Annotated in this window: 25 protein-coding genes and 1 pseudogene; 12 read left to right on the forward strand and 14 right to left on the reverse strand. The window is 63.2% G+C overall.

Annotation, left to right across the window (positions count from 1 at the left end; translation table 11 throughout):
* Positions 1-133: 133 nt before the first annotated feature.
* On the forward strand, positions 134-1,348 hold the full coding sequence (locus QCM77_RS00650; RefSeq protein ID WP_279681438.1) for a mandelate racemase/muconate lactonizing enzyme family protein: 1,215 nt from the start codon (positions 134-136) through the stop codon (positions 1,346-1,348).
* Positions 1,349-1,383: 35 nt separating this feature from the next.
* On the opposite strand, the gene QCM77_RS00655 is transcribed toward QCM77_RS00650, so the two are convergent.
* The 4 genes and pseudogenes from QCM77_RS00655 to rocF all read right to left on the reverse strand — a co-directional run bounded on the left by QCM77_RS00655 (position 1,384) and on the right by rocF (position 4,728).
* Positions 1,384-1,680 carry a hypothetical protein gene (locus QCM77_RS00655; protein ID WP_279681439.1) on the reverse strand — a complete coding sequence of 99 codons (297 nt, stop codon included), beginning with the start codon at positions 1,678-1,680 and terminating at the stop codon, positions 1,384-1,386.
* 103 nt (positions 1,681-1,783) lie between these two features.
* Positions 1,784-2,326 carry a c-type cytochrome gene (locus QCM77_RS00660; protein ID WP_279681441.1) on the reverse strand — a complete coding sequence of 181 codons (543 nt, stop codon included), beginning with the start codon at positions 2,324-2,326 and terminating at the stop codon, positions 1,784-1,786.
* Positions 2,313-3,583 (reverse strand): annotated as a pseudogene (gene soxC, locus QCM77_RS00665) (sulfite dehydrogenase). The gene QCM77_RS00660 and the pseudogene soxC overlap by 14 nt, the downstream one beginning before the upstream one ends.
* A 161-nt stretch (positions 3,584-3,744) precedes the next feature.
* On the reverse strand, positions 3,745-4,728 hold the full coding sequence (rocF, locus tag QCM77_RS00670) for an arginase (RefSeq protein WP_279681442.1): 984 nt from the start codon (positions 4,726-4,728) through the stop codon (positions 3,745-3,747).
* 243 nt (positions 4,729-4,971) lie between these two features.
* Here rocF and QCM77_RS00675 point away from each other — a divergent pair, with 243 nt between their 5' ends.
* Positions 4,972-5,256, forward strand: a complete 285-nt coding sequence (locus tag QCM77_RS00675) for a hypothetical protein (RefSeq protein ID WP_462804276.1) — start codon at positions 4,972-4,974, stop codon at positions 5,254-5,256.
* 18 nt (positions 5,257-5,274) lie between these two features.
* On the opposite strand, the gene QCM77_RS00680 is transcribed toward QCM77_RS00675, so the two are convergent.
* Both QCM77_RS00680 and QCM77_RS00685 read right to left on the reverse strand, forming a co-directional pair.
* A complete protein-coding gene (locus QCM77_RS00680) occupies positions 5,275-8,016 on the reverse strand; it encodes an EAL domain-containing protein (RefSeq protein ID WP_279681445.1) in 2,742 nt (913 codons plus the stop codon).
* 58 nt (positions 8,017-8,074) lie between these two features.
* Positions 8,075-9,316: a FecR family protein gene (locus QCM77_RS00685; protein WP_279681446.1), complete on the reverse strand. Its 1,242-nt coding sequence runs from the start codon at positions 9,314-9,316 to the stop codon at positions 8,075-8,077.
* A gap of 129 nt (positions 9,317-9,445) precedes the next feature.
* On the opposite strand from QCM77_RS00685, the gene QCM77_RS00690 reads away from it, so the two are divergent.
* The 3 genes from QCM77_RS00690 (at position 9,446) to QCM77_RS00700 (ending at position 12,830) form a co-directional block, all read left to right on the forward strand.
* A complete protein-coding gene (locus tag QCM77_RS00690; protein WP_279681448.1) occupies positions 9,446-11,242 on the forward strand; it encodes a ShlB/FhaC/HecB family hemolysin secretion/activation protein in 1,797 nt (598 codons plus the stop codon).
* Between the two features lie 151 nt (positions 11,243-11,393).
* Entirely contained in the window at positions 11,394-12,224 is an 831-nt protein-coding gene (locus QCM77_RS00695) for an alpha/beta fold hydrolase (protein WP_279681450.1), read from the forward strand.
* A 288-nt stretch (positions 12,225-12,512) separates the two neighbouring features.
* Positions 12,513-12,830, forward strand: coding sequence for a c-type cytochrome (locus QCM77_RS00700; RefSeq protein WP_279681452.1), 318 nt, complete (start codon positions 12,513-12,515; stop codon positions 12,828-12,830).
* 185 nt (positions 12,831-13,015) lie between these two features.
* Here QCM77_RS00700 and QCM77_RS00705 read toward each other — a convergent pair whose 3' ends face one another.
* From QCM77_RS00705 to QCM77_RS00715, 3 genes are all read right to left on the reverse strand, one after another.
* A complete protein-coding gene (locus tag QCM77_RS00705) occupies positions 13,016-13,357 on the reverse strand; it encodes a phasin (RefSeq protein ID WP_279663626.1) in 342 nt (113 codons plus the stop codon).
* 141 nt (positions 13,358-13,498) lie between these two features.
* A complete protein-coding gene (locus QCM77_RS00710) occupies positions 13,499-13,684 on the reverse strand; it encodes a hypothetical protein (protein WP_007612798.1) in 186 nt (61 codons plus the stop codon).
* Between the two features lie 402 nt (positions 13,685-14,086).
* A complete protein-coding gene (locus QCM77_RS00715) occupies positions 14,087-14,425 on the reverse strand; it encodes a hypothetical protein (RefSeq protein ID WP_279681453.1) in 339 nt (112 codons plus the stop codon).
* An 11-nt stretch (positions 14,426-14,436) separates the two neighbouring features.
* Between QCM77_RS00715 and QCM77_RS00720 the strand changes: the two genes are divergently transcribed.
* Positions 14,437-14,793 (forward strand): hypothetical protein, encoded by a 357-nt coding sequence (locus QCM77_RS00720; protein WP_279681454.1) that lies wholly within the window; start codon positions 14,437-14,439, stop codon positions 14,791-14,793.
* 46 nt (positions 14,794-14,839) lie between these two features.
* Here the strand turns inward: QCM77_RS00720 and QCM77_RS00725 are convergent, their stop codons facing one another.
* Positions 14,840-15,415 carry a hypothetical protein gene (locus tag QCM77_RS00725; RefSeq protein WP_279681455.1) on the reverse strand — a complete coding sequence of 192 codons (576 nt, stop codon included), beginning with the start codon at positions 15,413-15,415 and terminating at the stop codon, positions 14,840-14,842.
* Positions 15,416-15,462: 47 nt separating this feature from the next.
* Positions 15,463-15,990, reverse strand: a complete 528-nt coding sequence (locus tag QCM77_RS00730) for a GcrA family cell cycle regulator (RefSeq protein ID WP_279663616.1) — start codon at positions 15,988-15,990, stop codon at positions 15,463-15,465.
* 166 nt (positions 15,991-16,156) lie between these two features.
* On the opposite strand from QCM77_RS00730, the gene QCM77_RS00735 reads away from it, so the two are divergent.
* Both QCM77_RS00735 and QCM77_RS00740 read left to right on the forward strand, forming a co-directional pair.
* The gene (locus QCM77_RS00735) at positions 16,157-16,765 is read left to right on the forward strand and encodes a S24 family peptidase (protein ID WP_279663615.1); all 609 of its coding nucleotides are present in this window, start codon (positions 16,157-16,159) and stop codon (positions 16,763-16,765) included.
* A 97-nt stretch (positions 16,766-16,862) separates the two neighbouring features.
* Complete coding sequence (locus QCM77_RS00740; protein ID WP_279663614.1) at positions 16,863-17,138, forward strand: hypothetical protein; 276 nt, start codon at positions 16,863-16,865, stop codon at positions 17,136-17,138.
* A gap of 39 nt (positions 17,139-17,177) precedes the next feature.
* Here the strand turns inward: QCM77_RS00740 and QCM77_RS00745 are convergent, their stop codons facing one another.
* Positions 17,178-18,152 carry a quinone oxidoreductase family protein gene (locus QCM77_RS00745; protein WP_279681457.1) on the reverse strand — a complete coding sequence of 325 codons (975 nt, stop codon included), beginning with the start codon at positions 18,150-18,152 and terminating at the stop codon, positions 17,178-17,180.
* Between the two features lie 224 nt (positions 18,153-18,376).
* On the opposite strand from QCM77_RS00745, the gene QCM77_RS00750 reads away from it, so the two are divergent.
* The 3 genes from QCM77_RS00750 to QCM77_RS00760 all read left to right on the forward strand — a co-directional run bounded on the left by QCM77_RS00750 (position 18,377) and on the right by QCM77_RS00760 (position 21,055).
* Entirely contained in the window at positions 18,377-18,577 is a 201-nt protein-coding gene (locus QCM77_RS00750) for a hypothetical protein (RefSeq protein WP_007612817.1), read from the forward strand.
* Between the two features lie 148 nt (positions 18,578-18,725).
* The gene (locus QCM77_RS00755) at positions 18,726-19,673 is read left to right on the forward strand and encodes an AAA family ATPase (protein WP_279681459.1); all 948 of its coding nucleotides are present in this window, start codon (positions 18,726-18,728) and stop codon (positions 19,671-19,673) included.
* A 5-nt stretch (positions 19,674-19,678) separates the two neighbouring features.
* On the forward strand, positions 19,679-21,055 hold the full coding sequence (locus QCM77_RS00760; RefSeq protein ID WP_279681461.1) for a vWA domain-containing protein: 1,377 nt from the start codon (positions 19,679-19,681) through the stop codon (positions 21,053-21,055).
* Positions 21,056-21,073: 18 nt separating this feature from the next.
* On the opposite strand, the gene QCM77_RS00765 is transcribed toward QCM77_RS00760, so the two are convergent.
* A complete protein-coding gene (locus QCM77_RS00765; protein WP_279663608.1) occupies positions 21,074-21,253 on the reverse strand; it encodes a hypothetical protein in 180 nt (59 codons plus the stop codon).
* 344 nt (positions 21,254-21,597) lie between these two features.
* On the opposite strand from QCM77_RS00765, the gene QCM77_RS00770 reads away from it, so the two are divergent.
* Positions 21,598-21,819 carry a hypothetical protein gene (locus tag QCM77_RS00770; protein ID WP_279681463.1) on the forward strand — a complete coding sequence of 74 codons (222 nt, stop codon included), beginning with the start codon at positions 21,598-21,600 and terminating at the stop codon, positions 21,817-21,819.
* A gap of 23 nt (positions 21,820-21,842) precedes the next feature.
* Here QCM77_RS00770 and QCM77_RS00775 read toward each other — a convergent pair whose 3' ends face one another.
* Complete coding sequence (locus QCM77_RS00775) at positions 21,843-23,249, reverse strand: NCS2 family permease (protein WP_279681464.1); 1,407 nt, start codon at positions 23,247-23,249, stop codon at positions 21,843-21,845.
* Between the last annotated feature and the right edge of the window lie 14 nt (positions 23,250-23,263).

Genomic DNA, 23,263 nt, shown 5'->3' on the forward strand with positions numbered 1-23,263 from the left:
GGCGGAATTGCTCCAGTCCGCACGGCTGCGGACTTCACGCCGGCCGGTGGTTGGCCTTACAGTTGCGGGCAGGGCTCGGGCTTGCGACCGGGCCACAAGAAAAACAGAGCCCGGCCGGGCGACAGGGAGCGACATGACCACATCATCAAAAGCAACAAGTCTCGAAATTCTCGCCTGCGATGCCGGTTGGAGAAACTATCACTTCGTCAAGCTGACGACCGAAGACGGTATCGTCGGCTGGAGCGAGTTCGACGAAGGCTTTGGCTCGCCCGGCGTCAGCGCAGCGATCCAGCGCCTCTCCGCCCGCGTCATCGGGCAGAACGTTTTCCAGCACGAGCGCATCTACGCCGAGCTGTTCGCCGCCACACGCCCCGCTGCAGGCGGCGTGGTGGCGCAAGCGCTCGGCGCGATCGAGAATGCGCTGCTCGATGCCAAGGCGAAGTGTCTCGGCGTGCCTTGCTACGAACTGCTCGGCGGCAAGATCCGCGACCGCGTCCGGGTCTACTGGTCGCATTGCGCCACATGGCGGATCAATCACCCCGCCTGGTACAAACCATCGATCGAAAATCTCGACGGCGTCAAGGCAATGGGACGCGAGGTGCGCGAGAAGAAGTTCACCGCGCTCAAGACCAACATCTTTTCCTACAACGACGGCACGCCGACCGGCTGGCGGCCGGGCTTCGGCTCTCCCTTCGCGCCCGAGATCAACGTCGACCGCAAAATCCTGCACGACCTGCGCATGCATCTGGAAGCGATCCGCGACGGTGCGGGCCCCGACGTCGACATCCTGCTTGACTGCAACTTCAACGCCAAGACCGAGGGCTATCTGAAGATCCTGCGCACCATTGCGGACCTCGACATGTTCTGGATCGAGATCGACAGTTTCAATCCGGAGGCTCTCGGTTACATCCGAAGGCAAAGCCCGCATCCGATCTCGTCCTGCGAAACGCTATTGGGCCTGCGGGAATTCCTGCCCTATTTCCGCGAGCAGGCGATGGACGTCGCAATCATCGACACGCCCTGGAACGGCGTCTGGCAGTCGATGAAGATCGCAGCCGCCGCGGAAGCGTTCGAGGTCAACGTCGCCCCGCACAATTTCTACGGCCATCTCTGTTCGATGATGAACGCGCATTTCTGCGCCGCGGTGCCGAACCTGCGCATCATGGAGATCGACATCGACCGCTTGGCGTGGGACCGCGAGCTGTTTACGCATGAGCCGGAGATTGCAAACGGGCATCTAGTCGTTCCGGACCGGCCCGGCTGGGGCACCGAGCCGAACGAGGAAGCCCTTCGCGCGCATCCGCCAAAGACCAGCGGCGGGCTCCTCAACTACGGTCGCAAGAACTGAGGCTGACCAAGTACTGAGCTAATGTACTGAGCTAATTACGGCGTCACCGGATTGACGGTCGGGGACGTCTTCGGCCCCGGCCGCTCCGGCTCGATTGGCGACTTCTGCTCGGTCGGAAGCACTGCGGCGCCTGCGGCGCGCGCCGCCTCGCCCGTGGTTGCATACATCGCGATGTGAGCCGGCTGCGTCTTGGCGCGATTCCATGGCCCATGATCGACGATGAGCATCGCGGCAATCGTCACGCCGGCCACAATCAACGCAATCACGCCGGGATGGCGAAGCGCTGAGGACATGGAGTTTGCGAAGCGATCAGTTGCCATCGAAGGACCCATACGTTTTTCCTCTGGCAGGTTAATGCAATCGCGTCCTGCGAGTTCCGCCCTTTGCCCAGACAAGTTCCGAGCCAATGCGTGGAACCTGATCGCCACAAGGTCTTCAGTTTTTCACATCGGGCCGCGCATCGCCGACGAACTTGTCGCGGTTCGGCATTTTGACAGCCGCAAGCGATTTGGCATCGAGCGTCACATCGGTTCCAACCAGTCCGTTCAGGTTCAGGATATAGGCGGATACCGCATAGATGTCCTCGTCGCTCAGCGATTGCGGTGCGTTCTGCGGCATCGCGCGGCGGATGTAATCGAACAGCGTCGGCGCATAGGGCCAGTAGCTGCCGACGGTGCGGATCGGCTTTGGGGTTCCGATCGTGCCCTGCCCACCGACGAGCCGGTCACCCAAGCCGCCCTCGCCTTTGTCGCCATGGCATGAAGCACATTGCTGGGCGAACACCTCGCGCCCCTGGCTGACCGAGCCACTTCCCTTCGGCAGATTGCTGCCGTCGCGTCCGATGTCGATATTCCAGCCCGCGATCTCCGCAGCCGTCGCGGGGCGTCCTAGGCCATACGGGCTTTGCGCCTGCGCTCCGCTCGCGAACGCACACAGCACAATTACGACAGCAATGCCGCAAGTCTCACGCCAGCGCATTGGTCACCTCACCATCAGCCGCGATGCGCCAGGGCCAGATTGCGTTGTTGTGGTAGAAATAGTTCTCGCCGCGCACCGCGAGCAGCTCGGAGAGCGTCGGCTGCACATAGCCGGTCTCATCGATGGCACGGCTCTGGATCACGGCAGGCTTGCCGTCCCACTGCCAAGGCAGGCGAAAGCGCGTCAAGGCACGCGTCAGCACCGGCTCCTGCAATTGCGCGCCTTGCCAACTCTTTCCCTCGTCGACGGACACTTCGACGCGCGCGATCTTGCCATGCCCGCTCCAGGCGATGCCGGTGATCTCGTGGAAGCCTGGCGCGTTCAGGCGCTGGCCGCCCGAGGGCCGCGTGATGATCGACTTCGCCTCCATGTAGAACGAAAATTCGCGCGCCGTGCCGTCCGGCAGGAGGTCGGTGTATTTCGAGGTCTCCTCGCGCGAATAAACCGGCTCCGCCGCCACATGCAGGCGGCGCAGCCACTTCACGCTCATATTGCCCTCGAAGCCCGGCAGGAACAGCCGCAGTGGATAGCCCTGCTGCGGACGCAGCCGCTCCCCGTTCTGGCTGTAGACCAGCATGGCGTCCTCGAGGCATTTCTCGATCGGGATGCTGCGGGTCAGCGCGGCCGCGTCGGCGCCCTCGGCGACGACCCATTTGGCCTCCGGCTTCAACCCGGCCTCCTGGAGCACCAGCTTGAGGCTGACGCCGGTCCATTCCGCACAACTCACCAGACCCACCAGGTCAGATGCTGTCTTGCCGTAAGGCTTGCTGTAGCCGGGATTGCCGGAGCATTCGAGAAAGTGGACGCGCGACTGCGACGGGAAACGCCTGAGATCGTCCAATGTGAAGATCAGGGGGCGCTCGACCAGCCCGTGCAGCATCAACCGGTGCTGGCCGGATCGATGGTCGGAACGCCGCCATGATGCCGCTCGTAGAACAGTCCGTTCGGCGTGATGATGCCATCGAGCTCCTGCAATGGCGTCCGGCTGGAGGCCGATATGTACTGCTTGAGGGTCTTCGAGATGTTCTTGACGACGCCCTTCTCGAACGGTGACGGCGCGCCATAGGGCTGGCTTCCCATCGGCTCGCCCGGCGCCTTCATCCATTCGGGAATGTTGGGAGGAAGGTTGCCGGTCTCAGCGGCAGCCGATGCGCCGGCACCCAGGACAGTGCCACCCGCAGCCGCAGCGCTGCCGCGCAGAAAGTGGCGGCGCGTCGTCCCCGCGGATTTGTCGTCGGCGTCGAACGTGCTGCTCATTTGCGGATCCTCGGCTGAAGCGCGACCCGCATGAAACATTCCGCGACGTGCATTTGCAATTCGCACCTGTTTCAAAAATAGGCGATTTCGACCTGGACTGATCTAAATCTGGCGACCCCGACGGCAGTTCCCTTCTTCGCAACGCACAAACGGCTCGTGCATCACTCGCCCGGCGCGATCGCGTTGCTCGGGGTCGGCCGGTCGGCGATCTGCTGGCCGAACAGGCTGCCGATCAATTCAACCGCGGTGCGCGCGGTGCGGCCACGCTCGTCGAGAAACGGATTGAGCTCGACGATGTCGACTGATCCGACCACACCGGAATCGTGCAAAAGCTCCATGATCAGATGCGCCTCACGATAGGTCGCCCCGCCCGGCACCGTCGTGCCCACACCCGGTGCGACGCAGGGATCGAGAAAATCGACGTCGAAGCTGACATGCAGCACGCCGTTGCTGGCCCTGACGCGCTCGATGACGCGGCGGATCAGCACGGCGACGCCGAACTCGTCGATCTGGCGCATGTCGATAACCCTGATCCGACGCGCGCGCATCAACTCCTTTTCGAGCTTGTCGATCGAACGCGCGCCGAACAGGTCGAGCCTGTCGGGATGGATCGAGGCGCGCGGATCATCGCCGAGCAATCCGTCGAGGCCGGGTTCGCCGCACAGGAATGCCGCCGACATGCCGTGCATGTTGGCGGTGATCGTCGTCTCCGGCGTGTTGTAGTCGGCATGGGCATCGAGCCAGAGCACGAACAGCTCGCGTCCGCGCTCCTGCCAGTGACGGGCCATGGCATTCACCGATCCCATCGACAGCGTGTGATCGCCGCCGAGGAAAATCGGCAGCGCACCGGTTTTTGCGATCGCGTAGCCTCTGCGGCTCAGCACGCGCGTCCAGCGCTGGATTTCGCGGTAATGATTGGCTCTGTCGGGAGGCCTGTCTGCGAGGTCCCGGACCTCGGCCACCGAGAGATCGCCGTAATCGGCTACCTCAAAGTCCAGGCTTTCGAGCAGCGTCGCAAGGCCGGCGGTGCGGAGCGCCGCAGGACCCATCAGGGTGCCGCGCTGCGAAGCTCCCATGTCGATGGGAGCGCCGAGCAAGGCGATGCGCCGGGCTCGATCCGTCGGGGTCCGATCGGTCTCGGTCACAGCTATCTCCTGAGATCAGCAAGGTTGAACCAGCCTAACAGAGATTCGCATCCGTCGTTTCACGGGGAAGGTCTGCCTAGGGGCGCATCATCTCGGAACAAAATCCCGCGGGCCGAATTGCTCATCCAAGGCCGGTACCCGCCGTAAATACCACGGCGCCTGTCGCGGATAGCCAAAGGTCATCTGACCCGCTGTTCAGAACGAGCGCTCGCGCGGATAGCCAAAGGTACCGGTCTCCGTCACATGATCAGCCTGGAGGTCGCGCGCTTGAGCACGGAGATCCCGCAGTCCCCTTCCCATCCCAGCATGGCCGAGCGCGCCATCGATGCCGCGACGGACGTATCCCGCACGGTCGGTGAAGTCGCAGGTGGTCTACATGCAGCTGTCGACCGCTTGACATCCGCAATCGAGGAAGCACGAAGGCCCGGCCGGCCCCTCGCGACCGTCGCAGCAATCACGCGAGAAGCACCGCTTGCCAGCCTGTTCGTTGCTTTCCTGTTCGGCGTCGCGGTGGCTCGTCGGCGCTAGAAATCGAGCGGGGCCCTTTCAGGCGGCGCTGACGGCGGCGCACTCCACCGCGAGGAATTGCCGCTCGAATGCTTCCGCCGGCATCGGGCGGCCGAAGAAATAGCCCTGACCTTCCTCGCATCCCATGCTCACCAGGAAATCGGCCGTAGCGCGATTCTCGATGCCTTCAGCCACGATCGAGAGTCCGAGCTGCTTGCTGAGGCCGATGGTCGACCCCACAATCGCGGCATCGTCGGAATCCACGAGCAGATCAAGCACGAACGACCGGTCGATCTTGAGCCCGTCGAGCGGAAACTTCTTCAAATAGCTCAGGCTCGCATAACCAGTGCCGAAATCGTCGAACAGGACACGGACGCCGAGCTGCTGGATCCGCTTGAACATGTCGAGCACGCGGCCCTCGTCGTGAAGCAGGATGTCTTCGGTCACCTCGAGCTCGAGCAGCGACGGCGTGAGCCCCGTCGCTTCGAGCAGTCCCGCGACCGAATGCGCGAGATCACCGGAGTGGAGCTGCGAGGGCGACAGGTTGATCGCGACGCGCACACTGTCGCCGGACAACTCCCAGGCGCGCGCCTGCCGGCAGGCGGTCTCCATCACCCAATTTGCGATCCGCTCGGACAGGGCCGAGCTATTGACCACCGGCATGAACTCCCCGGGCGAAACGTAGCCGCGCACCGGATGCCGCCAACGGATCAGCGCTTCCGCCCCGACCAGGCTGGCGTCGATCAGGCGAACCTGGGGTTGGTAGAACAGCTCGAACTCGTCGCGATCCGCGGCAAGCGCCAATTCGCTCTCCAACATCAGCCGGTTCTCCAACTCCTGCCTGATCGCGCTCTCGAAGATCACATGGCTGCCGCGCCGCGTCAGCTTTGCCTTGCTCAGCGCGAGATGGCCATTGCTCAGGAGATCGTCCGCGTTGTGCCCGCCTTCCGGATAGACGGCGACGCCGATGCTGATCCTGACGCGATGCTGCCGCGTGCCGGTTGCAAGCGGCGCCTCGAACGCGCGCGCAATTCGTTCGGCGAACTCTGCGATCGGCTCGGCGCCATCCGAGCCGTCACGCGCAATGGCGAATTCGTCTCCGCTCAGCCGGGCAACGATGGCGCCATCCGCAGTCTGGCCTTTCAGGCGAATAGCGACCGCCTGCAGGACAAGATCTCCGGCGGAATGACCCAGCATGTCGTTGATGCTCTGGAAGCCGTCGAGCCCGATCACGAGCAGCGCGACCTCGCGAGTGCGCTGCCCCGCGTCCGCAATCATGTCGGCCAGTCCGGCATGCAGCGTGTTGCGGTTGGCAAGACCGGTCAGCGCGTCGTATTCGGCGAGATATCTGACGCGTTCGGCCTCGCGCTTGCGGACCGAGATGTCGCGCAGGATCGCTCCGTACTGGAAGCCGTCCGTTCCCTGCCAGCCCGAGAAGCTCGCTTCGACCGCGAAAGTTTCACCGTTCTTGCGCCGCCCTTCGAACTCGACGACGACCGCCCCGCCGGGCACGAGGAGCGCTTGGCGTGCGGCGTCGCGCATGGACGGCTTCTCGTCACCGCCCACCGGCAAGGCGCACAACGTTTCGAACGGACGGCCGATGATTTCGGCCGGCATATAGCCGAAGATCGTACTGGCGCCGGGATTCCACACCGTGATCAGCTGATCTTCGTCGGTGCAGACGAGGCCATCGCCGAGCGACATCGCGATGCGATGGAAGCGGCTTTCAGCGATGCGCCCCAGGAGACTACGGAAATCGATTTCGTCGAGTGCGATCGCCGTCAGATAAGCGACAATCGCGATGTGGAACAGCGATGTGTCGATGATGAAGGGCCATCTTGCCTGCACGAGGACAGCGACCAGCTCGAAGGCCGCCCCGGCTGAGATCAGGATTGCGACGCGAATTCCCGGTGCGAAGCGGCGCCACGAATACATCATCAGCAGGCAGATCACGCCGAGGCCCAGGATCATGCCGATATCGGAGGTCCAGCGCAGCATCCGGTTCTGGAGGATCGATTCTGCCGCCAGCGCCTGGAGGACGGGTCCCGAGACGACGCGCCCGTTGGGAACGCTGAACCGGTCGCCGAGTTCGAGCGCCGTCGCACCAACGATGATCTTCTTGCCTCTCAGCTTGTCGAGAGTCTCGGTATTGCCGCGCAGCAGGTCGACATAGGAGACACTCGGAACGGAGGTCGCCCGAATACTGAAATCGATCAGGAAAGGAGGCCGCCGATTGGCGTCCTGCCCGGCCAGCACGACGGCCATCGACGGTATCAAGGCATCGCCGAGCGTCTCGCCGAACGGATAGCGGCGAACGAGCCCGTCCGATTCGACCGCGACATTGACGACAGCCGGCCACGACTGGTTGCTGAACGGTTTCAGGGGACGATTGATATGGGCCGCGCCACCATTCGACGTAGGCTGCTTGAAGGACGGCAGGATCGTCGAGCCGCCGACCTCACGTAGGGCCTTGGCGAAGGCCTCGTCGGAGGCTGGGTCTGATGGCGTGCTGAAATCGACGTCGAAGGCGACGTCCTGCGCCCCCGCCGCCTCGAGCCTGTGCAACAGTTCCGCGTGCAGCCGGCGCGGCCAGGGCCACACCCCGATCCGGTCGATCGAGGGCGCGTCAATGGCGACCACGACGACATGACCGCTCGCGGCACGAGATTGCCACGCGAACCGCAGGTCGGTAAGCGCGTTGCGAAGCGCACCGTGCCACCCCGTGGACAGCACCACAGCGAGTGCGGTCACGACAAGAATATGCGGCCGATAGCGTTTCACCCGATCCTCCTGCACACCCGCTTCGGCGGGTGCGCCCCTCATCCCCTAGGAAATCGCCTCAGTGTCTGTTGTGGCCATAGGCGTTGCCGTGACCATTGCCATTCCCGTCGCCGTTACCGTTGTTACTCTTGCCGTTACCGGTGGCGCCGTTGTTGCCGTTGCCGTTGTCGTCCTTGTTTCCATTCCCGTTGCTTCCATTCGCCGGGCTTCCACCGGACACACTGTCCGTCGGCCCAGTGGTGGTCGCAACGGTCGTCGTTGCGCTTGACGACGACGACGTGGCACTGGCTGCGGATGAACTGCTGCTCACGGTGACTGCCGTTGCGTTGGAGCTGTTGGCGGCTGCGGTTGTCGTGCTCGCCTTCGTATCGCGCCAGACAGTCTCGGTAGCGGAGCTGGCGTTCGCGTTACGCACCTGTCCGGGAGCGACGACGCCGTGGGCAAGGCCATTCGTGACCTTATGGAAGTTCAGCTTGACCTCGCCGAGCGAGCTCGAGATGCGCACGATGCCGGCCTTGGCAGCACCAGACTGGGGCGCGTGACCTCCGGCCGCCTGATGCGATTGCTTCGGCGCGCCGGCCGCCTTGGTGCCCTTGTCGATCGGCCCAAGCGCATGGATCGCATGGCCGTTCGCCGCGTTGCGCGGGGCGGACAGGCCCGATTTCGGCACGGGAACGCGCTCGATCGTCGAGGCGCGCGGCTTGCCGTGCTCGATCGGATTGAACGTCCCGGCACCGCTCAGGCTGAGGCCGGGCTTGCCGTGCTCGAAGGCGGTAGCCGCTTGTCCCGGCATGACCTGAGCGATCTGTCCCGTCTTGAAGTCGGAGACTTCGACCTGGCCGCGAAGCACGCCGACCTTGGTGCTGCCCGCATTCACGGTGACGCTGAACTGCGTTCCCTTGACCACGGCGGCGAGATAGGGCGTCTCGACCTCGAAATGCTTCACGTTGCGCTTCTCGACCTCGAGCAGGATCGAACCTGCCTGCTGGATGATGGTGGTCGAGAGACCCGCCTTCTTCTCCGTCGGCAAGCCGACCACCGAGTTGGGAGAGATCAGTATCGTTTCCTCGCCGCGGACGAGCAGCACGCGCCCGTTACGTCCGGTGCGAATGGTGTCGCCGGGCTTGAGCGCCTCCTGCTGATTCAACGACACCTGCTGTGCGCCGTTGGTGGCGACCCAGACCTCGCCGGTGGCCTTGCCGACCGACCAGACGCCATCGTCCGCGGCGGATGCGCCGGAGGCCGTTCCCAGGATCAGCGCAGCCACGAAGGCGCACCGCATTCCAATTTTGCCCAGCATGACGATCCTCAGTCCGAGTTACAGCCAGCCCTGGAGGTATCCGAGATCACTCAACATAGAATTAGCGGGAAGCGGCGAGTGGAGCGGTCGCATTAACGATTCATTGACCATAAAAAACTATGACAAATCATGCGGCTAACGAATTCTTACCGGCTCGCGGGCACTTCTCCGTCAAACTACGGAGACAGGCTCGTTGCGCGGGTTGAGAAGCGGCATCTGCTTACTAAGCTGGCGCTGTTGGCGACGATTCTTGCGGGAATTCCTCAGGCTTTCGCCCAACAGGCGAACCAGCCGGGTTTCGATCCGCGCCAACCTGAGAAATACTTTGAAAACCAAACCGAGCGGGAATCGCTGAGCCGTCCTCCGGTCAGGTTACCAACCGTCGGCCAGCCCAACACCGGCGGTGATACCAAGCCTCAGTTCGTGCTGCGCGGCATCAATGTCAGCGGCGCTCGGGCCGTTTCCCCCGATCGCATCGCCGCCGTCTACCAGCCCTATGTCGGTAAGAAGGTTTCGCAGGCGGATCTCGCCGCGATCGCCGGCGCCATCAGCGATCTCTACCGCGCCGATGGATTTCACCTGAGCCGGGCGATCGTGCCGCCGCAGGACATTGCCGGCGGCCTGGTCCGGATCCAGGTGATCGAAGGCGCCATCGTGCAGGCCGAACTGAAAGGCGATGGCGCCGAGCAGTTCGGCGTGAGACCGATGCTCGGGCCGGTTCTGGCCGAGCAACCGTCGCGCCTGGCAACGCTGGAACGCCAACTCTTCCTCATCAACGGCAGGCCGGGCGTCCGGATCATCGATACCGCGCTGGAGGAGATCAGCGGTGCAACCGGCCGCTTCCGCCTCACCGTCTATTTGAAGACCTGGCGGGTCTTCTCGTCGTTCGGCCTGGACAATCTCGGCTCGTCGTCAGTCGGCCCGTGGCAGACCTACGCGACCGGCGCGTTCAACTCCTACCTCACGCCCGGCGACACGCTGGCGGTCAACCTGTCGATCATCGCCAACGACCCCCGCGAGCTCGGCTTCGCGCGGCTGTCCTACGATGCACCGGTCGGCGTCGACGGCGTGCGCCTCGGCGCGTCCGTCCTGTACAGCGCGGTCCGGCCGGGCGATGCCCGACGCCTCGACGGCGACATCACCACGACCGAGGCGTTCGAGCTGCGCGCCGGCATCGTCCCGTTGCAGTCGCAATCCTCCTCGCTGACCCTGACTGCGGCAGCGACCTTCAGCAACGTGTCCGAGCATGACCTTTACGGCCCCTGGTACAACGACCACATCAGGACCGCGAGCATGACCGCCGATTACCGGCTCCAGGATCATTTCGGCGGTACCAATTTCGCAACGCTGACCTACCGCCAGGGCCTCGACATCTTCGGTGCCTCGCATTTCGACGACGATTTGTTGTCGCGCGATGGCGCGTCATCGAACTTCTCGGTGCTGAACCTCTGGTTCACGCGCTACCAGACACTCAATGACGCCTGGTCGGTCAAGCTCTCCGCTGCGAGCCAGACGGCATCGCGACCGCTGTTCACCTCGCAGCAATTCTATCTCGGCGGCGCGGCCTTCGGCCGCGGCTATGGCGCAGCCGAGATCAGCGGCGACAACGGTCTTGCCGGCTCGCTCGAACTGCGATTCAACCAGAAGCTCAATTACCGCTACTGGAGCGGCTATCAGCTCTATGCCTTCGGCGACGCCGGCGCAGTCTGGAACGACGGTTACCGCCTGAGCGACGGCCTGTCGCTGAGTTCGGCCGGAGCTGGCGTGCGGTTTTTCCTGCCGGACGATTTCCAGGCCGATCTCGGCGTGGCCATCCCCCTGAGCTACCGGGCGCCCGACAACGAGCGCCGCAGCCCGCGCTTCCTGTTTACACTGTCAACCGCGCTGCGGCTCTGCTCCGAACGCGGCAAGGGCGGCTGCCTTTAGGCATTGTCCTTCGGGCGACGGCCCGGCATGCGGCCCTTTTGGGGCGCTGCTCACAGACTTGCCTAAATTTAATCCCGTAACGTGCTCACGATCGCTCGATCCGGGAGTTCCCAATGGCCATGTTCAGTCAACAATGATTTGAGACGGAACCATGAAAAGGGTGTTTGCAATTCTGGCGTTTCTCTGCGTCCTCGGGGTGGGCCAGTATTTCGTCGTCAGCCGGTTCGCGATCCGCCACGAGGTTTTGACCCTGTTCGACGCCACGCGCCAGCGCCCGATCGCGGTCGAAATCGCGGTGCGGCGCGATTACGAGACCAAGGCCAATCTCGGCCTCTGGAAGCTCCCGCTCGCCATCATCAGCAACGGCAACACCGTCAAGGCCACCGAGTATTCCTTCCTCGCCAACGCGCTCGCCGCACGCGGTTATCTCGTCGCCAGCATCCAGCAGGATCTACCGAGCGATCCGCCGCTGATGACCCAGGTCGGCCAGCAATATGTCGGTCGGCGTCAGGTCTATATCCGCTGCGAGGCCAACATCCTCTTCACCTTGGGCGAGTTGAAGAGCCGGCAGAAGAACGCCGACTACGACCACATCACGCTCGTCGGACATTCGAACGGTGGCGACGTTTCGATGTATGTAGCCCGTCAGCACCCGGAGCTGGTGTCGAAAGTGATCACGCTCGACAATCTGCGGGTGCCTTTCGTGCTTAGCGACAACATGAAGATCCTGTCGTTTCGCTCGAAGGATCCGCATTTCGTAACCGATCCCGGTGTGCTGCCAACGCCGGAAGAGGCCAAAGCGCGCGGCATCGACATTATCCACACTGGCGCACAGCATAGCGAGATGAGCGATCGCGGTCCCGATGCGGTCAAGGAGAAGATCCAGGAGACACTCGACCGCTTCCTGCGCGATAGCGCCAGCAGCGCGCTCGCGCCAGCCGATACACGAAGCCCGATGATCATGAACCCCGGCGACTATTAGCGGGCCCCTTTGCGGCAGATCAAGGTTGCCCCGAGCCGGCCACGATAAAAAGGGTCTCGCCATCTCGGAGAGGCACGTGTCGCACTCCCTCGAAAGCCTTGATACGAAAAGACTGGATACGACAAGCTTTGGCCTGCCCGCGGCAAAGACGCCGAGATTCGCGCGGCATCTCTATCGTTCGGCCCGCAGGCTGCTGCGGTCGATCATCGCCCGCATCGACCTCTCGCAATTTCCGGGTTCATGTTGCGGATGAGCACTGCGTCGCGAGCGAACGCAGAAGGTTGCCCTATGCACCAGCATTTGAGACGAATTTGCCTGCTGCTTGCATTGGCCTCGGGCTTTGGGACGTCGTCCGCTCTCGCCGCCGATGCCGATCACGGCGCCGACCTTGCGAGGCGCTGGTGCGCCAGCTGCGATGTCGTGGCGAATGGCCAGGCCCAGGCGAGCGCCGACGTCCCCTCCTTCGCGTCCGTTGCGCGCAGCCCTGACTTCAATTCAGAGAAGCTCGCCCTTTTCCTGCTCGATCCGCACCCGAAGATGCGGAATTTTCCCTTGAGCCGGACCGAAGCCGGCGACCTCGCGGCCTACATCGCATCGCTGCGTTAGCAGCCGGTCAAGACATCTGCGACAAATGCAAATCCCTGCCGGTGAACCGACGGGGATCAGCATAAACGATGATGGACGGCGAATGGGTCCATTCGGCGGCCCATCGTGGACCTGCGTCAGCATCGAAGTGCGGATCCCACGCCGCGCAAGTCCAGGCTGTGGACACGCCGTGAACACACCGGGAATCAGGACTTGTCCTTCCCGGGTTGCATGAGACTGCCGGTCATCTGGCGCATGTGGTCGCCGGCGCTGGTGAACTGGCTGCGCAGGAAATCCGATTGGATTCGCATCGCCTCCTGAAGGTCGGTGGCATGAACGAGCTTGCGAGCATGCTCGAACGCCGACTTCATGTTCTGCTCGGTGAAAGCGAGCGCCTGCTTCGACACCTCCGCCCCCGCGCCCGGAACGGTCGTCATCGATTTGGTGGCGGCTTCGAAAAACATGCCGAATGCCTTTTCCGCTTGATCAATCGTCTTCTCGGCCAGGTCGCGCAGTTCGGCCGGAACTTCGAGCTTCGGTTCGATCATGGTCGCACTCCTCCCTTTTTCTAAACTGAATACCACACTTGCCGGATCGCCTTCCAGCGTCCAGCCCGGGCAAACGTCGCGCGGCGGCCGGCTCTGGCAGGAAAACGAAGGGCAAGGCGTAAGGTCGACGCGCAGCCCGGCTCAGGAAAGGGGGTGTTCGGGTAGGGTTTCTTCGGTGGCGAGGTCTTCGACCAGCTTGATGACCTCGAAACGCTGCCGGGGCGCGAGCTTCAGAAACGCGCGGAGCAGGCGCAGGCTCTCGACAGTGCCGCTTGCAGGCGCGCCGAGCTTGAGGTGCAGCTCAGCCGCGAAATTGAGGTTTTTCATCTCGCACCTATGACAAGCATCGGCCTTCGTGATCCGACATCGAGGTCCTACTCGAGAACCGAACGCCATAACAGGATGCCATGGCGACGGCGAGCTTTCGGCCCGGGGGGCCCCGCCGGGTTAGCACGCTGAGCGACATGTCCGAACGGATGGGCTCAACCGAACAGGTTGCAATTATGCCAAGGAACAACCCCTCCGGCAAGCCCAACAGTTGGCGTAGCGATGCTTTGTCTGCATCGCGCCACGGCAATTCCGGATAACAGGAATATGGCCCGCCGTCACCCACCTGCGTCAAGAAGCGTCATCAACCAGGCACGAGGCCTCGATCACTGTCGATCGGCGCTGCGTTTGGCCTTGTATCGGGATGTGAATGGACATTGGCGGGCCCGGACTAGGGCTTTTTCAGCGTATACACGTAATTGTTGAGTCCGACCTCGGCGGTTGTATCGTCCACGAAGTGAACATCGATCTCGCAGCGGTCTCCAGCGTCCGGATCGGGGCAGCGGTGAAGCCGAGCGAGGCGGCAAGGGCCTGGGGATCGACCTTCCTATCGGCACGCTGCATCTCGTCGAATGCGCCCTGGAAGATCATGTCGGGGCCATAATCCGTGACCTTGGCCGCATTTGTTTCCGGCCATGAACCGTTGTTGAGCAGCGAACGACAAAGCGGTTGCGAACAGTCACGCAGATCACGGGCGCCATGGCCGATGGGCTGATCGATTCGGGCGCGCGCCAGCACCAAAGGACGACGGCATGCTTTCTCGCTGCGATCTCATCAAGGGCGCCGCAGTCGCGCTTCTCACCCTCTCGATACACGGCGCATGGGCGCAGGAGACCAGGATGAACCTGTTCAAGATTGTCACCATCAAGGACGAAATCGTCGTCGGATTGTCGGCAGAGGAGCTTCAGGCGCTCGGCGGCAACGACGCGAGCGCGGTTGCACACGCTCTTGCGCAGAAGGGCGATCTCACCGTCTGGCAATATAATGTGCATCGCGGTCCGAACGGGGAATTGCAGCAGGCGCCGACCGCCAGGATCGGGCTTTTGGCCAACGCCTCGCTCCGCGTCGAGCCCTATACCACGACCTACCAGGTCCTACCGCATCCCTAAGCAACAGACTGGCACGCCGGCGGCCGCGACCGCGGGCGTGCCGTTGTCATCTGCGCTGCCCTGCACGCTGTGCCCCCGTTTCCGTCGCAAAGCCATAGATCAGCGCCAGCCGGTCCAGGCATTCCCGAAAGCGCCGCGCAAAATAGTCGTTCCAGCGCTGCGTACGGACGGCGCGACGCTGGCCGATCTCGTCCATGGTCAGGCCCAGCACCAACACGTCGTGCACCAACGCGGCGCCGTCGGTGCCGAGTTCGCGCTCGACCCGGTTCAGCCGCAGCACCGCCTGGCGCTGGCTCTCGGTGACGGGCTCGCGCGTGCGCGCGCCATCGACGTATTCGCGGGTCGGATCCATCGCCTGAGGGCCTCGCTCGGCCCTCTCCCAATCGTTCTGGAAGGCGCGCCCGCCGCGATATTGTGCCTCGTCGATCTGATGGTGCGCGTGCAGCCGGCCGAGCGGATCGCTGCGGATCGACCGCACGGCCATGATCTTCTCTCCGGGGTCGAGCGCCAGCGGATTGTCGACCTCGACGTCCGCCACCTCCGCGTTGAACGGTACCTCGCGCGAGCGCCGGTCGTAGATCTTGGTCAATTTGTAGGACCTGTTGCGTCGGACACGTGCCACTCGGATACTCCTTGCGAAATTTGACGATCGAACGGGTGACCGCGAGGTCAGGCTGCAGAGACCAGCTTCAGCACGACGGGATGGGCGTCGCGGCCGGACCCGGCTCCAGAGCGGCGCGTCAGGCGCGCATGCGGCGTGCAATAGCTCGATCCCGGCTGGCGCGGATGGCCGCAGAAGGTAATCTCCTCCCCGTCCTTGTCGCCGCCATAGGGATAGCGACAGTCGTCGCGATCGAGTTCGGCCAACGGGATCAGGCGCGGCTGGACGCCGACGCAGCGCAACTTGACTGGCGCGGCCGGCTTCAGCGCGGATTTCGGCGGCAGGTTCAGTAACGTGGGACGGTGCGGGAGGATAAGACAGGCTCCAGACGGCAACGCCGGCACGATCGATGGACTCGTCATCCGCACCTGCACGATCAGCCCGAGCCGCTTGGCGCGGCCGACCACCGCGTTGCGCGTGTAAGCCATTCCAAACCTTGCGTTAATCTGTCTTCCGATCTCCGCATAAGACATTCCCTTGAGAAAATAGTCGCGAAGCGCGTCGGAGTGCTCCGACGGCCAATGGCCCGGTTCCATGCTGCTGTCCTGTGATGCGCCTCCCCCGATCGCACGATCGCGAGGCGGAGCGTACATTCCGGTATTCCGAAGTAAGTGTCAAGCAATAATTCTGATATTCATAATTGCATCAATTCCGAATTTCGGATTACAAGAGGCGGAACGATGGACAATCGAGGGAATCAACATGTTGGACGCTGCAATGATCGAGCGGGGCCTGGAAAAGACGGGCAAGAGCAAGGGCGGCCTGGCGGCAGCCATGGGCGTACGGCCCGGCGCGGTCTCGGAGATCCTCGGCGGCGAACGCCTGGTGAAGGCCTCGGAAATCATTCCGATCATGGAATATCTCGAGCTCAATCTCGCGCCGATCATGGGCCGCGTCGGCGCCGGTGCCGTGATCGAGCCGGATTATGAGCAGGTTCCCCCGGAAGGTCTTGGCGACATCGCGCTGCCCTTTCCGATCATGGAGGAGACCATCGCATTCGAGATCGTGGGCGATTCGATGCTGCCCAAATACGAGAGCGGCGATGTGATCGTGGTCTACAAGGACCAGCGCCATCCACTGTCGAGCTTCTACGGCGAAGAGGCCGTGGTCCGGCTCAAGACCGGCGAGCGCTATCTGAAGACCATCGAGCGGGGCAAATCCCCCTCCGTCGTCAATCTCAGCAGCTTCAATGCCAAGCAGATCGTCGGCGTGAAACTGGAGTGGGTCGGCGAGATCTGCCTGTCCATGCCCAAGGGCCAACTGGAGCGGCTGCGCGCCAAGTCGGCGCGCCCCCGCAAGAAGAGCAGGTAGACACCTGCTTCTGATTTTTCGAAATTGGACTTGACTTGATTCCGTTTTTCGGAAATACTCAGCCGTGCCCGACCCTAGGGCACGGCGGGACCGTTTCATGCAGTATTTCGTCGTGATGATCGACTATGGGCGGCGCGGCCGCGAGGCGATCGTCGACCCTGAAATCACCAGGCGCGAGGTCATTTCCCGCGTCGCGTCAGGTGAATATCAGAACATCTCGTTCATCCACGAGATCGTGGAGAGTTCGGTCGAGGACGTGACCGAGGCGATCCTCGCTGAGGCTGCCCTGCCCCGGATCCCGCCGGAAGATGTCGACCTCCAGGCAATTCGCCTCGATCACACCCGCGATCTTCGCAAGCACGAGCGGACGTGACCCAGGCCCAAGCGGCCTGCGCCACAGCCCGGTCGGAGATTACACCGTGAGGACAGTCGATCCCGTGGTCTTGCGCGCGGCGAGATCGGCGTGCGCCTTGGCGGCGTCCTTCAGTGAATAGGTCTGGTGCACCTCGATCTTGACCGCGCCGGACTTGACGACGTCGAACAGCTCGCCTGCCATCGCGACCAGGCTTTCACGCTTGGCGGCGTAGGTGAATAGCGTCGGCCGGGTGACGTAGAGCGAGCCCTTCTGCGCGAGCAAACCGAGGTTGAGCGGCTCGACAGCGCCGGAGGACGCACCGAACAGCGCGGCGACGCCGAGCGGCGCGAGGCAGTCGAGCGACTTCAGGAACGTATCCTTGCCGACGGAGTCATAGACCACCGGCACCTTCTTGCCGCCAGTGATCTCGTCCACGCGCTTCACGAAATCCTCGCGCGTGTAGATGATGACATGATCGCACCCATGCGCCTTGGCGAGCTTGGCCTTCTCATCGTTGCTGACGGTGCCGATCACGGTCGCGCCCAGATGCTTGGCCCACTGGCTCAGGATCAGGCCAACGCCGCCGGCAGCCGCATGGAGCAGGATGGTGTCGCCAGCCTTCACGCGATAGGTCTGCCGGATCAGATATTGCGTGGTGAGCCCCTTCAGCATCATCGCGGCCGCGGTTTTGTCGTCGACACCGTCCGGCAGCTTCAGCAGTCGATCGGCCGGGATCAGCCGCGCCTCGGAATAGGCCCCGAGCGGCGAGGCGCCATAGGCGACGCGATCGCCCGGCTTGAGATCGGTGACACCGGGCCCAACCTCCTCGACGACGCCAGCAGCCTCGCTACCAAGCCCGCTCGGCAGTTGCGCCGGATAAAGTCCGGACCGGTTGTAAATGTCGACGAAGTTAAGACCGACGGCGGTGTGGCGGATTCGCGCCTCGCCCGGTCCGGGCTTGCCGACACTGACCTCCTCCCAGACCAGGACTTCCGGACCACCAGTCTGGTGAAAGCGAATGGCATGCGTCATGGGCGTTGCTCCCTTATCGTTGAGGTAGAAGTCCGAATATCGGATCGGCCTTTTGAAATAGGCATTTGGTCCGCCCGTCACAGTACAGAGACGTAGCAAGAATGTCACAGCGAACGACAAACCTCCGCCGTTCCGTCTCTGTTCGAAAGAGTTGATGTCGGCCTTGCGCCGACCGGCAGTAGCCTTTGCGGGGGTTTGGTGGTCGCCTGCGAAGGAGAGCCGAGATGCCAGCTTATGTACAGCATCATCAGGATATCGAAATCGCGCCTGTGATTTGCCCCGCTTGCATGGGGTTCCTTCCGATGTATGTGCGCGAGGTGGAACCGCATTGGAGTCTGGCCAAGATCGACTTCGTCTACGAATGCGCCGATTGCGGCGCCGAGGTCAGACAGACCATCCGCAAGCCGGAGCTGCTGCGGCACTGATCGCCCGGCCGGTGGGCCGCTCAACTATTTGCGTTGAGCGGAAAAAACGCCCATTCGCGCGGATCTGGCCTCTCCCAAACGAGGCTTGTTCTTTGCCGGGAACGCAGGCAGAACAAGCCTCAATCAAGACCTTTGGGAGCGCCTTTTCGTGGCTGAACAGAAGCCCTCGACAGCGATCGAGGCGGTAGAGAGCGGCCTTGCCGCGCAAGGCTATATCGCGAGCCGGCAGATCGCGACGGCCGTCTATTTGTCGCAACAGATCGAGAAGCCGATTCTGGTCGAGGGCCCCGCGGGCGTCGGCAAGACCGAGCTCGCCAAGGCGATCGCCGCCTGGCGCGGCATGAAGATGATCCGCCTGCAATGCTATGAAGGCCTCGACGAGGCCAAGGCGCTCTATGAGTGGAAATACGCCAAGCAGCTGCTTTACACACAGATCCTGAAGGACAAGCTCGGCGAAGTCCTCGGCGGCGCACAGACGCTGCACGCCGCGCTCGACCAGCTCCACGATTTCGGCGATGTGTTCTTCTCCAAGGAATTTGTCGAGCCGCGGCCGCTGCTGCAAGCGCTGGAGCAGCCAGGCGGCTGCGTGCTCCTGATCGACGAGATCGACAAATCGGACGCGGAATTCGAATCGCTACTGCTTGAGATCCTCTCCGACTTCCAGGTCACGATCCCCGAGCTCGGTACCGTCTCCGCGATTACGCCGCCGACGGTCATCCTTACCTCCAACAGCGAGCGCGATCTTGGCGACGCTTTGAAGCGGCGCTGTCTGCATCTGCACATCGGCTTCCCCGAGCAGCGGCTCGAGGAACGCATCGTCGAGAGCCGCGTCCCCAACATCTCGCAGACGCTGCGGCGGCAGATGGTCGGCTTCATCCACGAAATCCGCTCGCTCGACCTGAAGAAGCTGCCCTCGGTCAGCGAGACCATCGACTGGGCGCGCGTGCTGGTGCTCTTGCAGGCCTCTGAGCTCGACACCGAGATCGTCAAGGACACGCTCAACGTGCTCCTGAAATACGAGGCCGACATCGAGGCGGCTCGGCCCCAGATTACGACCTTCATTGCCAAGGCAGCACGATCCAACGTCTTCGGTTGACGCCGATGCGCGAGAATATCCATCGTTTCTTTCGGGCGGCGCGCGGCGCCGGCGTCCATGTCTCGCCTGCCGAAAGCATCGATGCGATGCGCGCGGTCGCGCAGGTCGGCGTTTCCGACCGGACCATCCTGCGCGATGCGCTCCTTCTGACGCTCGCCAAGTCGCAGGACGAGAAGCTCGCGCTCGGTGACTGTTTTGATCTGTTCTTCAGCCAGCCGGAGCCGCGGCAGGATCAGCCCGAGGCCGACACCGAGGACGCCTCGCATGGCGCGGATCAATCTCCGTCGTCCGGCGCGGCCAGCGATGCGAGCGCCGGTTCGCCTCCCGCAGAATTGGGCCCCCTCGCGCAGATGCTGCTGTCGCAGGATCGCAACGCGATCGCCGCCGCGATCGCCAGCGCTTCCGGTGCCGCCTCCCTGTCCGACATCCGCTACTCCACCCAGCGCGGCATCTTCTCCAACCGCATCCTCGACGCCATGGGGCTCCAGCGGCTACGCGACGATCTCGACGAGCTGACCGCATCCAACCCGGCACTGGCCGAGCGGCTTCGCGCCGCGCTCGATGCCTTGCGCGAAGCCGTGCGCGACACCGTCGCGCAGGGGCTTGCGCTCTACGCCCGCGAGGAGGCCGAAAACCTCCGCAACGAGATCCTGCGCAACGCGCCGCTTGCCCGCATTGAGCGGCGCCATGTCGCGGAGATGCGCGCTCTTATCCGCCAGATCGCGCGGCGCCTGCGCGAGCGCTATTCGAAGCCACGCAAGCGCCAACGCCGCGGTCATCTCGACGTTCGCCGCACGCTGCGCCGCAACGCCGCCTGGGGCGGCATCCCCTTCCTCACGGCGTGGAAGCGCAAGCATCGCGACCGGCCGAAGATCGTGGCGCTCTGCGACGTCTCGGGCTCGGTCGCGCAGGTGTCGGATTTCTTCCTGCTCCTTATTCACTCGCTGCACGAGGTGGTCGACGACGTCCATTCCTTCGCCTTCTCCTCGCATCTGATCGAAGTCAGCGACATCCTGGAATCGAAATCGCCGGAAGAGGCGATGGCCGAGATCATGTCCAAGGTCGGCTTCGGCTCCTCCGACTACGGCTCGTCGCTGGTCGATTTCGAGAAGGAGTTTATGAGCACGTTGACACCGCAGACCACGGTGATCGTGCTCGGCGATGCCCGCAGCAACAATCTCGACCCGCGCGCCGACATCCTGCGCCGCATCTCCGAGCGCTCGAAGCGGCTGGTGTGGCTCAATCCGGAAGGCCGGCTCGCCTGGGGCTTCGGCGATTCCGAGATGCCGCGCTACGCGACCTTCTGCAGCGTGGTGCGCCAATGCGCCACCGCGCAGCAGCTCGAGCGCGCGGTGTCCGATATCGTGGCGACTTACCAGTAGGAAGTGATCGCAATCGCGTCAGGCGGCGTTCAGCTCGGCCTGGAGATTGCATTCGCGAAAGTGATACGCGATTTCGTCGAGCGCGCGCTGTTCCCATTCCTGGGCCTGCGCAAGCCAGAACACCCGGCGCTCCGAATCAAGCGCGGCGCGCTCGCGACAGAGGAATTCCTGACTGCGAATTTCGACCAGCGTGTTCATGCACTCACACTCCTGTTGTGTGAAGCCATTCCCCACGAAGGAGGGTAACAGAGTCCGAAACCCTTCGCCTCAAGATTTCTGTGCATATTGCGACGCAGAATGGGACAGTAGCGCTTCCCGTGCAGAGCGCCGCGCAACATCAAGCCCACATCATCAATATGTGATCGAGGTCCGGGACGATATTCGTGGTCGGGCGATCTTAACCCTTGTGACGCAATAAAGTGCTTCAATTTGTGAAGAAAAGTTCTAGGCACCTCACCGAATTCCCGACTCATTGTCGTCGCACGGTCTTCATGCAGCGCCGCTAACAGGGGCGCACGAACGGTACTATCGCTTGAGGCAACATGAGCAACGACATCGACTTCGATCTTTCGCCGGACCAATGGGAGGTTCTGAAAGCGCTCCGCAATCCCGCGTCGCGTGGTCGCCTCACGAAGACCTACGTCGTCGAAGACCTCGTCAAGCTCGGCCTTGTCGCGATCAGGGACAGCGTTCCCGAGATGACGTTGACAGGACGCAAGGTGCTGGTGCGAGGCTCATGCCACCTGCTGGATCTGGCAGCCTAGATCGTTCGCGACATCCGGACTTCTCAAAAGATCTGTGAGATCACGACCGCATAGGCGATGAACACCACCCCGAGACCCCAGACCATCGCAGGAATCCGCGCTCGCCGGCCCACCGCAACCTCCAGCGCGATATAGCTCAGCGTCCCCAGCGCCATTCCGTTGATGAGATTGTTGGTCAGCACGGTGACCAGCAGCGTAAGCACGATGGGCACGGCGTTGACGAGATCGGTCATGTCAATGCGGGCGAGGCCCTGCATCATCAGCACGCCGACGAGCACCAGCGCGGGAGCAGTTGCTTGCGGTGGAATGATGACGAAGACGGGCCAGAAGAACAAGGCAAGGCAGAAGAACGCAGCGACCGTCAGCGATGTCAGGCCGGTGCGTCCTCCGGCCTGCACGCCGGTGATTGACTCGATATAGGCCGTCACCACCGACGTGCCGAGCAGCGGGCCGACGATGGACGCCGTCGCATCGGCGGCGAAGGCGGCGGTGGCATTCGGGATCGAGCCGTCCGGGCGGCGCAGATTGGCGGCGCCGGTCACGCCGATCAGCGTTCCCAGAGTCGAGAAGAATTCGGCGCACAGGAAGTAGAGCAGCAGCGGCAACGCCACGACGAAGTGACTGACGAGGTAGCCGACGTCGAGTGCCATGAAGGTGCTGGTGGGCCAGCGCGGCCATGAAACGATCGCCGACGGCACCGCGGTCACCATCTTGCCGTTTGCGCCGGGAACGAAGAAGCCGATCAGGGTCAGCACGGCGATCGACAGGATGAGCCCCCCGGGAACACGTCGCGCGACCAGCACCGGCGTGAGCAGCAGACCTGCGAGCGTCAACAGCACCGGCGGACTGCGCAGCGATCCCATGGCGATATAGGTCGAGGGGTTCTGCACCACGAAGCCCGCACCGCGCAACGCAATGAACACGATCAGAGTGCCGACCGCAGCCTGGATGCCGATCTTCAACGCTTCGGGAACGTCCCGTGCGACACGCTCGCGCAGCTTCGACAGGCTGAGGATCAGGAACAGCACGCCCGTAAAGGCGACCATGGCGAGCGCGCCTTGCCAGGGCATGCCCATCTGCTTGACGATCACATAGGTGAAGATGACGTTGGAGCCCATCGCGGGCGCGACGGCGAGCGGCAGATTGGCCCAAAGCCCCATCATCACCGAACCGAAGATCGCCGCGAGCGCCGTCGCGCTGACGAGATCGGCGCGATCCATTCCGGCATTGGACATGATCGCCGGGTTCACTGCGATGATATAGGCCATCGCTGCGAACGTGGTCGCACCGGCCATCACCTCGCGTCCAATGGTGGTGCCGCGCTCGGAGAGGCCGAAGAGGCGGTCGATCGGACCTTGCGGGCCCGACGGCCCGACGGATTTCGGTGCGGTGTCTGCGGAAGCCGTTTCCGGCAGCGTCATCTCGTTCATCGCCGTCTCCCCCA

It is taken from the genome of Bradyrhizobium nivariense, assembly GCF_029846695.2.
Classification (GTDB): Bacteria; Pseudomonadota; Alphaproteobacteria; order Rhizobiales; family Xanthobacteraceae; genus Bradyrhizobium.

What these genes read in the sequence shown, in the direction of transcription:
- QCM77_RS00650 (WP_279681438.1), top strand. Translation starts at nt 134, where the DNA reads ATGACCACATCATCAAAAGCAACAAGTCTCGAAATTCTCGCCTGCGAT.
- QCM77_RS00655 (WP_279681439.1), bottom strand. Translation starts at nt 1,680, where the DNA reads ATGGGTCCTTCGATGGCAACTGATCGCTTCGCAAACTCCATGTCCTCA.
- QCM77_RS00660 (WP_279681441.1), bottom strand. Translation starts at nt 2,326, where the DNA reads ATGCGCTGGCGTGAGACTTGCGGCATTGCTGTCGTAATTGTGCTGTGT.
- QCM77_RS00675 (WP_462804276.1), top strand. Translation starts at nt 4,972, where the DNA reads ATGATCAGCCTGGAGGTCGCGCGCTTGAGCACGGAGATCCCGCAGTCC.
- QCM77_RS00685 (WP_279681446.1), bottom strand. Translation starts at nt 9,316, where the DNA reads ATGCTGGGCAAAATTGGAATGCGGTGCGCCTTCGTGGCTGCGCTGATC.
- QCM77_RS00690 (WP_279681448.1), top strand. Translation starts at nt 9,446, where the DNA reads ATGCGGCTAACGAATTCTTACCGGCTCGCGGGCACTTCTCCGTCAAAC.
- QCM77_RS00695 (WP_279681450.1), top strand. Translation starts at nt 11,394, where the DNA reads ATGAAAAGGGTGTTTGCAATTCTGGCGTTTCTCTGCGTCCTCGGGGTG.
- QCM77_RS00700 (WP_279681452.1), top strand. Translation starts at nt 12,513, where the DNA reads ATGCACCAGCATTTGAGACGAATTTGCCTGCTGCTTGCATTGGCCTCG.
- QCM77_RS00705 (WP_279663626.1), bottom strand. Translation starts at nt 13,357, where the DNA reads ATGATCGAACCGAAGCTCGAAGTTCCGGCCGAACTGCGCGACCTGGCC.
- QCM77_RS00710 (WP_007612798.1), bottom strand. Translation starts at nt 13,684, where the DNA reads ATGAAAAACCTCAATTTCGCGGCTGAGCTGCACCTCAAGCTCGGCGCG.
- QCM77_RS00720 (WP_279681454.1), top strand. Translation starts at nt 14,437, where the DNA reads ATGCTTTCTCGCTGCGATCTCATCAAGGGCGCCGCAGTCGCGCTTCTC.
- QCM77_RS00730 (WP_279663616.1), bottom strand. Translation starts at nt 15,990, where the DNA reads ATGGAACCGGGCCATTGGCCGTCGGAGCACTCCGACGCGCTTCGCGAC.
- QCM77_RS00735 (WP_279663615.1), top strand. Translation starts at nt 16,157, where the DNA reads ATGTTGGACGCTGCAATGATCGAGCGGGGCCTGGAAAAGACGGGCAAG.
- QCM77_RS00740 (WP_279663614.1), top strand. Translation starts at nt 16,863, where the DNA reads ATGCAGTATTTCGTCGTGATGATCGACTATGGGCGGCGCGGCCGCGAG.
- QCM77_RS00745 (WP_279681457.1), bottom strand. Translation starts at nt 18,152, where the DNA reads ATGACGCATGCCATTCGCTTTCACCAGACTGGTGGTCCGGAAGTCCTG.
- QCM77_RS00750 (WP_007612817.1), top strand. Translation starts at nt 18,377, where the DNA reads ATGCCAGCTTATGTACAGCATCATCAGGATATCGAAATCGCGCCTGTG.
- QCM77_RS00760 (WP_279681461.1), top strand. Translation starts at nt 19,679, where the DNA reads ATGCGCGAGAATATCCATCGTTTCTTTCGGGCGGCGCGCGGCGCCGGC.
- QCM77_RS00765 (WP_279663608.1), bottom strand. Translation starts at nt 21,253, where the DNA reads ATGAACACGCTGGTCGAAATTCGCAGTCAGGAATTCCTCTGTCGCGAG.
- QCM77_RS00770 (WP_279681463.1), top strand. Translation starts at nt 21,598, where the DNA reads ATGAGCAACGACATCGACTTCGATCTTTCGCCGGACCAATGGGAGGTT.
- QCM77_RS00775 (WP_279681464.1), bottom strand. Translation starts at nt 23,249, where the DNA reads ATGAACGAGATGACGCTGCCGGAAACGGCTTCCGCAGACACCGCACCG.